This window comes from Desulfocurvus sp. (assembly GCF_023230885.1).
Taxonomy (GTDB): domain Bacteria; phylum Desulfobacterota; class Desulfovibrionia; order Desulfovibrionales; family Desulfovibrionaceae; genus Desulfocurvus.
Genome location: NZ_JALNWM010000180.1, coordinates 1 through 7,300, shown reverse-complemented (window position 1 = coordinate 7,300; position 7,300 = coordinate 1). Strand labels below are relative to the sequence as shown.

Here is a 7,300-nt window from a genome sequence, read left to right as displayed (position 1 = left end):
GCCCGTCGCCGTTGCGCTGCGCGCTGCCGTTCGCACGACCCCGCGCCCGGCGCCCGGGCCGCGCCCGGTGCCCCCCCGGGGGGCCGCCACGACCTTTGCCGGCCGTGGTCCTTGCCCGCCCGGTCCGGCGCCCCCGGCCCGCCGTGGTCGGTGCGTTCCCGGTTGCCAACCCGCATCGTCCCTTGGCGCTCCCGCGTATCCTCCCGGCCCCTGCGCAGCCTGCGCCACCCGGCCCCCGCTTCAGGTCGGCGGGTGTGCTTGCGGGAAAAATCAAGATTCCCCTTGACCCGCTATCGCTAATAGTTATTATTAAGTTGCATCCGGGCAGTGCGGCAGGGCCGCAACCCGGGAATGCCGACAAGGATTGACGGATTTCACACACGGGAACGCCGCCCGGGGGCCGGGACCCCTCCGGCCCCCGGGTCCGCGCGCGGCGCGGGCCGGGGCGCGCGAAGAGGACAAGGAGGACGACATGAGCCAGCTGAACCGATTCCGGGACCTGCATATCGATTGGGACATGGAGCCTGCCGACGCCGTGGCGCTGTACCTCGAATGGGGCAACAACGGCTATGGCGGCAGCTACGAGAACCGCGTCAAGGGCAAGGAGGACGTGTCCAACTATTTCGTGGTCTACAACTGGGAGGACGGCCCCACGGTCTGCCTGGTGCGCAGGACCATGCAGGGCGCCGAGGACCTGGCCTGCCTGCGGCCCCCGGCGGAGATCCGCCGCCGTTTCGAGCAGGAGGTCGGCGGCAACAAGGGCGTCTACCCCATCAACGGCGAGATCAGGAGCTGGCTGGAGAAGCAGCTTTACAACTGACTTGCGCACCCCGGCGGGCAAGGGGCCGGACCTTCGGGTCCGGCCCCTTGTTTTTTGGGCGGGCCCCAGACGGGAGAAGGCCCGGAGGGGGCGGCGTTCCGAAAATAATGCTTGCCTTGGCAGGCCGTCAGTGTAGGTTGAAGAGGCTTAACAGGCACATTCCCGTTTTGGTCCGCCGTGGCGGGCCTTGCCATTCAACACCAGGGTTTCTTTGACTGTTTTTTTCTTGGCGCCTGTGGCTTTCCCGGGGGCTGCGCGGCCGTGAGACTGAGAGTCGTTTGCGGGGCTGTACGACCCGTGTCAGGCATGCTATTTCGCCAATGCGTTCGGGCCTTTTGAGTTGACAAAAACCGGGGTTCCGGCCTAGCGTTCAGTAGTTTATCCGTTGTGAATTTGTTCACGACGGGTGCCTGGGCGCAGGGGGGCGCCGGGCAGAGGACCAAGAGCGATCGTGGGGCAATCCGTCGCCAAACGGGGCCGCAAAGGACCGCGAGGCGCCGCGTTTTTCATGAGGCAGAAACATCATTCAAGAACAATGGAGGTAAGAGAATGGCAAAACACAAGACTCCGTTGTTGGACCAATTAGAGTCTGGGCCTTGGCCTAGCTTCGTGTCCGACATCAAACAGGAGGCCGAACACAGGCACGCCAATCCGGATGGCATCGAGTACCAGATCCCCGTTGACGTCTGCGACGACCTTCTGGGCCTTCTGGAGATGTCCTACGAGGATGGCGAGACCCACTGGAAGCACGGCGGCATCGTCGGCGTGTTCGGTTACGGCGGCGGCGTCATCGGCCGCTACTGCGACCAGCCCCAGAAGTTCCCCGGCGTGGCCCACTTCCACACCGTGCGCGTGGCCCAGCCCGCCGGCAAGTACTACTCCACCGAGTACCTGCGCAAGCTGATGGACCTGTGGGACTTCCGCGGTTCCGGCCTGACCAACATGCACGGCGCCACCGGCGACCTCGTGTGGCTGGGCACCACCACTCCTCAGCTGGAGGAGATCTTCTGGACCCTGACCCACGACCTGAACACCGACCTGGGCGGCTCGGGCTCCAACCTGCGCACCCCGGCCTCCTGCCTGGGCCAGTCGCGCTGCGAGTACGCCTGCTACGACACCCAGTCCCTGAACTACGCCATGACCCTGGAATACCAGGACGAACTGCACCGTCCGGCGTTCCCCTACAAGTTCAAGTTCAAGTTCGACGGCTGCCCCAACGGCTGCGTGGCCTCCATCGCCCGTTCCGACTTCTCCGTCATCGGCACCTGGAAGGACGACATCAAGATCGACCATGACGCCGTGATGGGTTACGTCAAGGGCGAGTTCGCCCCCAACGCCGGCGCCCACTCCGGCCGCGACTGGGGCAAGTTCGACATCGAGAAGGAAGTCGTGGCCCTGTGCCCCACCGGGTGCATGAGCTGGGACGGCTCCAAGCTCTCGATCGACAACAAGGAATGCTACCGCTGCATGCACTGCATCAACACCATGCCCCGCGCCCTGCACATCGGTGACGAGCGCGGCGCGTCCATCTTCGTCGGCGCCAAGGCCCCGATCCTGGATGGCGCCCAGATGGGCTCCCTGCTGGTGCCCTTCGTCCCCGTCGAGGATCCCTACGACGAGGTCAAGGAAGTGGTCGAGAACCTGTGGGATTGGTGGATGGAGGAAGGCAAGAACCGCGAGCGCATCGGCGAGACCATTCGCCGCATGAGCTTCCAGAAGATGCTGGAAGTGACCGGCATCAAGGCCGACCCGCGCCACGTCCAGGAGCCTCGTACCAACCCCTACATCTTCTGGAAGGAAGAGGATGTCACCGGTGGTTGGGAGCGCGACATCAACGAGTTCCGCAAGAGACACCAGAGATAGGGGGTCGAATACAATGGCATTCATTTCCGCTGGATACAATCCTGACAAACCCATGGAAGGCCGTATCTCCGATATCGGCCCGCGCAAGTTCGACGAATTCTACCCGCCGGTCATCGCCCGCAACAAGGGCAAATGGCTGTACCATGAGATCGTCGAGCCCGGCATCCTCATGCACAAGGCCGAGAGCGGCGAGGAAGTGTACACCGTGCGTTGCGGCGGCGCCCGCCTGGTGTCCGTCACCCACGTCCGCGAGATCTGCGACATCGCCGACAAGTTCTCGGGCGGCTTCGTGCGCTTCACCACCCGTAACAACATCGAGTTCATGGTCGAGTCCAAGGACGAGGCCCTGAAGCTCAAGGCCGAGCTGAACTCCCGCAAGTTCGCCGCCGGGTCCCACAAGTTCCCGGTCGGCGGCACCGGCGCCGGCATCACCAACATCGTGCACACCCAGGGCTGGGTCCACTGCCACACCCCCGCCACCGACGCGTCCGGCACCGTCAAGGTCGTCATGGACGAGGTCTTCGCGGAGTTCGGCGCTCACAACATGCCCGCCCCGCTGCGCATCTCCATGGCTTGCTGCCTGAACATGTGCGGCGCCGTGCACTGCTCGGACATCGCCATCCTGGGCTACCACCGCAAGCCCCCGCTGATCGACCACGAGTACCTGGACAACCTGTGCGAGATTCCGCTCGCCGTGGCCGCCTGTCCCACCGGCGCCATCCGTCCGTCCAAGACCGAGATCAACGGCAAGACCGTGAACTCCGTTGCCATCAAGAACGAGCGCTGCATGTTCTGCGGCAACTGCTACACCATGTGCCCCTCGCTGCCGCTGTCCGACAAGGAAGGCGACGGCCTGGTCATCATGGCCGGTGGCAAGATCTCCAACCGCATCAGCAACCCGAAGTTCTCCAAGGTCGTTGTGGCCTTCATCCCCAACGAGCCGCCCCGTTGGCCCACCCTGGCCAAGGTCGTCCGTCAGATCGTGGACGCCTACGCCAAGGATGCCCGCAAGTACGAGCGTCTGGGCGACTGGGCCGAGCGCATCGGCTGGGAGCGCTTCTTCGAGAAGTGCGACCTGGAGTTCACCGAGCATCTGATCGACGACTTCCGTGATCCGGCGTACTACACCTGGCGCCAGACCACGAACTTCAAGTGGTAGAACGAGTCCATTAAACCGGGGCGCGGGGAAACCCGCGCCCCGAATCACTCAAGGGGTGGATCATGGCTATCGACATGTCGACCGCGAAACAGCAGGTCGTCGACTTCTGCAATTCCAAGAGCAAGACCAAGTTCTATTTCAACGACTTCCTCAAGGTCTTCCCCGACGAGAAGGCCCGCGACGTGAAGAAGGTCCTGACCGCGCTGGTGCAGGAAGAGGTTCTGGAGTTCTGGTCCTCGGGCAGCACCACCATGTACGGCCTCAAGGGCGCTGGCAAGCAGGCGCACTCCGAGGGCGAGGACTAGGGCCCTGCCGCACCGGCCGCGCTCGTCGGCGCTGGCCGCGTGCGGGCCGCACGCTCCGCCCGGCGGAGCGCAAGGATTTCAACGGACCGACGAAAGGCCGATTCCGACGGGCAGCCACGAACTGGCCCGAGGAATCGGTTTTTTTTGGAGCACGCGCATGGATTGTCTGAGCCCCCCCCGTATCGTTCTGGCCGGATTGTCCGGCGGCGCGGGGAAGACCATCTGCACCCTGGGCCTGTGCCGGGCCCTGGCCCGGGCGGGCCACGGGGTGGCCCCCTTCAAGAAGGGCCCGGACTATATCGACGCCGTCTGGCTCGGGCTGGCCGCCGGGCGCCCGGCCACGAACCTCGACCCATTCTTCTTCGACGCCGCCACCCTGCGCGCCCTGTTCCTGGAGCGGACCCGGGGGCTGGATATCGCCGTGATCGAGGGCAACCGCGGCCTGTTCGACGGGCTGGACCGCGAGGGCTCCTGTTCCACCGCCGCCCTGGCGAGGAACCTGGAGGCGCCGGTGGTCCTGGCCCTGGACTGCACCAAGATGACGCGTACCGCCGCCGCCGTGCTCCAGGGGGTGGCCGGGTTCGAGGCCGGGCTGCGCCTGGCCGGGGTGATCCTCAACCGCACGGCGGGCCACCGCCACCGCGAAATCCTGCGCGAGAGCATCGAGCACCACACGGGGATCCCCGTGCTGGGCGCCCTGCCCAAGTTGGACCCCGACCCCATCCCCGAGCGGCATATGGGGCTTGTCTCCAACCGCGAGCACGGCGGGCAGGAGGCCATCCTGGACGGGCTGGCGCGGGTTTTGGCCGACAACGTGGACCTGGAGCGCATCCTGGCCCTGGCGCGCTCGGCCCCGGCCCTGCCCGCGCCCCAGGCGCCCCTGTGGCCCGCGCCCGCCCCCGACGCCGGGGTGACCATCGGCTATGTGCGCGACGCGGCCCTGTGGTTCTACTACGAGGAGAATCTCGAAGCCCTGCGCCGCGCCGGCGCGCGGCTTGTGGAGCTGTCCCTGCTGGACGCGGCCTCCTGGCCGGAAATCCACGGCCTGTACCTGGGGGGCGGCTTTCCCGAGACCCTGGCCGAGCCCCTGGCGGCCAACATGGCCGCCCGCGAGCGCGTGCGCGCCCTGGCCCTGGCCGGGCTGCCGGTCTACGCCGAATGCGGGGGCTTCATGTACCTGGCCCGCAGCCTGCGCTGGCAGGGCCGCACCTGGCCCATGGCCGGGGTCTTCGAGGTGGACACCGAGGTCTGCTCCCGGCCCAGCGGGCTGGGCTATGTCCGGGCCGAGGTGGTGCGCGAGAACCCTTTCCATCCCCTGGGCGCCCTGCTGCCCGGGCACGAATTCCACTATTCGCGCTGCGCGGCCCCCGTGCCCGAGGGGCTGGACTTCGCCCTGGCCATGCGCCGGGGCCACGGCATGCACGACCGCCACGACGGGCTGGTATGCGCCAACACGTTCGCCGGATACGCGCACATCCACGCCCTGGCCGCGCCCTGGTGGGCCCCGCGCTTCGTGGCCGCCGCGCAGGGCTGGCGCGCCCGGGCCCAAGAGGAGCAGGCATGAGCATCGCCGTACTTTCCGACATCCACGGCAACCTGGACGCCCTGCGCGCGGTGCTGGCCGACATGGACGCCCTGGGCGTGGCCGGGGCCGTGAGCCTGGGCGACGTGATCGGCTACGGCCCGGACCCCGAGGCGTGCCTGGCGCTGCTGCGCGAACGGGGCATCCCCACGGTCATGGGTAACCACGAGCACGCCATGCTGCGCGAGTCGCACAAGCGCTGGTTCAACCCCCAGTCGCGCGCGGCCGTGGAGATCACCGAGACGCTCATCGGTCCGGACACCCGTGAGGCCCTGCGCACCCTGCCCACGTCCCTGGTGCGCGGCGGGGCGCGCTTTGTGCACGGCTATCCGCCGGACAACCTGCACCTGTACCTGCACGCGGTCTCCGACGAGCGCCTGGGGCAGACCCTGGCCCAGATGGCCGAGGAGGTCTGCTTCGTTGGCCACACCCACGATCTGGCCTGGATCCGCTGGGATAACGGACACCTGACGCGCGGCACCCTGGCTCCCGGCGTCCTGGCCCTGGATCCGGGCTGCCGCTATCTGCTCAACGTGGGCAGCGTCGGCCAGCCGCGCGACGATTTCGACACCACGGCCAAGTATGTGCTCCACGACCCCGCCGCCCGCCGCTGCGAGGTGCGCCGCGTGGCCTACGACGCCCGGCCCGTGGCCGCGCGGATGCTGGCCCAGGGCGTACCGGAAACCTTCATCCGCCGCCTGGGCTCGGGGCGCTGAGGCCGCGGTGCGCACCATCGGCGGCTACGCGGTCCTGGGGCTGCTGGGGCGCGGGGGCATGGGCGCGGTGTACAAGGTGCGCCACCTGGCCCTGGGCCGCGTGGCGGCCCTGAAGCTCCTGGCGCCTGCGGACGAGCTGCTCGCCGTGGCCGGCGAGGCGGAGCTGGAGCGGCGTTTCCTGGCCGAGGCCCGGATCATGGCCTCCCTGCACCACGACAACATCGCCCCGGTCTGGGACCTGGGCCGCGCCCGGGACGGCCACGGGCGCGAGCGGCCCTATTTCGTCATGGACCACTGCTGCGCCTCCCTGGGCGGGCTCATCGGCGAGACCTACCGGGCCGAGGCCCCCACGCGGACCCTGCCCCTGCCTCGCGCGGCCGACGTGGCCCTCCAGACCCTGGAGGGCCTGGCCCGGCTGCACTACGCGGGCGTGATCCACCGCGACGTGAAGCCCTTCAACCTGCTGCTGGACGGCCCCCGGGTGCGGCTCATCGACTTCGGGCTGTCGCGCCTGCGCGGGGAGCGCACGGCCCTGCACCCGGCCGAGAAGGTCGGCTCGCCGTTCTACGCCGCGCCGGAGCAGGAGGCCGACCCGCGGGCCGCCGATTCCCGCAGCGACCTCTACGCCGTGGGCGTGACCCTGGCGCGCCTGCTCACGGGGCGGCTGCCCCTGCCCGGGGCGCCCCGGCCCTCGGCCCTCAACCCCGACCTGGACGCGGATTGGGACGCCTTCCTGGCCCGGGCCTGCGCGCCGGACCCGGCCCGGCGATTCGCCTCGGCCCGGGAGATGGCCGCCGCCCTCGGGGCCCTGGCGGCCCAATGGACCGCGCGCACGGCCCGGGCCTGCGCCCTGGC

The 7,300-nt window shown here is 68.4% G+C and carries 7 protein-coding genes; all 7 read left to right on the top strand.

Going from position 1 to position 7,300, the window contains the following annotated elements:
- The first annotated feature begins 472 nt into the window (after positions 1–472).
- Positions 473–820 carry a DVU0772 family protein gene (locus tag M0P34_RS12170; RefSeq protein ID WP_291499495.1) on the top strand — a complete coding sequence of 116 codons (348 nt, stop codon included), beginning with the start codon at positions 473–475 and terminating at the stop codon, positions 818–820.
- A 549-nt stretch (positions 821–1,369) separates the two neighbouring features.
- Complete coding sequence (dsrA, locus tag M0P34_RS12165; protein ID WP_291499493.1) at positions 1,370–2,683, top strand: dissimilatory-type sulfite reductase subunit alpha; 1,314 nt, start codon at positions 1,370–1,372, stop codon at positions 2,681–2,683.
- A gap of 13 nt (positions 2,684–2,696) precedes the next feature.
- Positions 2,697–3,842, top strand: coding sequence for a dissimilatory-type sulfite reductase subunit beta (gene dsrB, locus M0P34_RS12160; protein ID WP_291499491.1), 1,146 nt, complete (start codon positions 2,697–2,699; stop codon positions 3,840–3,842).
- A 74-nt stretch (positions 3,843–3,916) separates the two neighbouring features.
- Positions 3,917–4,147 (top strand): dissimilatory sulfite reductase D family protein, encoded by a 231-nt coding sequence (locus tag M0P34_RS12155; protein ID WP_291499497.1) that lies wholly within the window; start codon positions 3,917–3,919, stop codon positions 4,145–4,147.
- 157 nt (positions 4,148–4,304) lie between these two features.
- Entirely contained in the window at positions 4,305–5,711 is a 1,407-nt protein-coding gene (locus M0P34_RS12150; RefSeq protein ID WP_291499489.1) for a cobyrinate a,c-diamide synthase, read from the top strand.
- The gene (locus M0P34_RS12145) at positions 5,708–6,445 is read left to right on the top strand and encodes a metallophosphoesterase family protein (protein WP_291499488.1); all 738 of its coding nucleotides are present in this window, start codon (positions 5,708–5,710) and stop codon (positions 6,443–6,445) included. The genes M0P34_RS12150 and M0P34_RS12145 overlap by 4 nt, the downstream gene beginning before the upstream one ends.
- A 7-nt stretch (positions 6,446–6,452) precedes the next feature.
- Positions 6,453–7,300: serine/threonine-protein kinase (locus tag M0P34_RS12140; RefSeq protein ID WP_291499486.1), on the top strand; the 848-nt coding region annotated here is incomplete at its 3' end.

What these genes read in the sequence shown, in the direction of transcription:
- M0P34_RS12170 (WP_291499495.1), top strand. Translation starts at nt 473, where the DNA reads ATGAGCCAGCTGAACCGATTCCGGGACCTGCATATCGATTGGGACATG.
- dsrA (WP_291499493.1), top strand. Translation starts at nt 1,370, where the DNA reads ATGGCAAAACACAAGACTCCGTTGTTGGACCAATTAGAGTCTGGGCCT.
- dsrB (WP_291499491.1), top strand. Translation starts at nt 2,697, where the DNA reads ATGGCATTCATTTCCGCTGGATACAATCCTGACAAACCCATGGAAGGC.
- M0P34_RS12155 (WP_291499497.1), top strand. Translation starts at nt 3,917, where the DNA reads ATGTCGACCGCGAAACAGCAGGTCGTCGACTTCTGCAATTCCAAGAGC.
- M0P34_RS12150 (WP_291499489.1), top strand. Translation starts at nt 4,305, where the DNA reads ATGGATTGTCTGAGCCCCCCCCGTATCGTTCTGGCCGGATTGTCCGGC.
- M0P34_RS12145 (WP_291499488.1), top strand. Translation starts at nt 5,708, where the DNA reads ATGAGCATCGCCGTACTTTCCGACATCCACGGCAACCTGGACGCCCTG.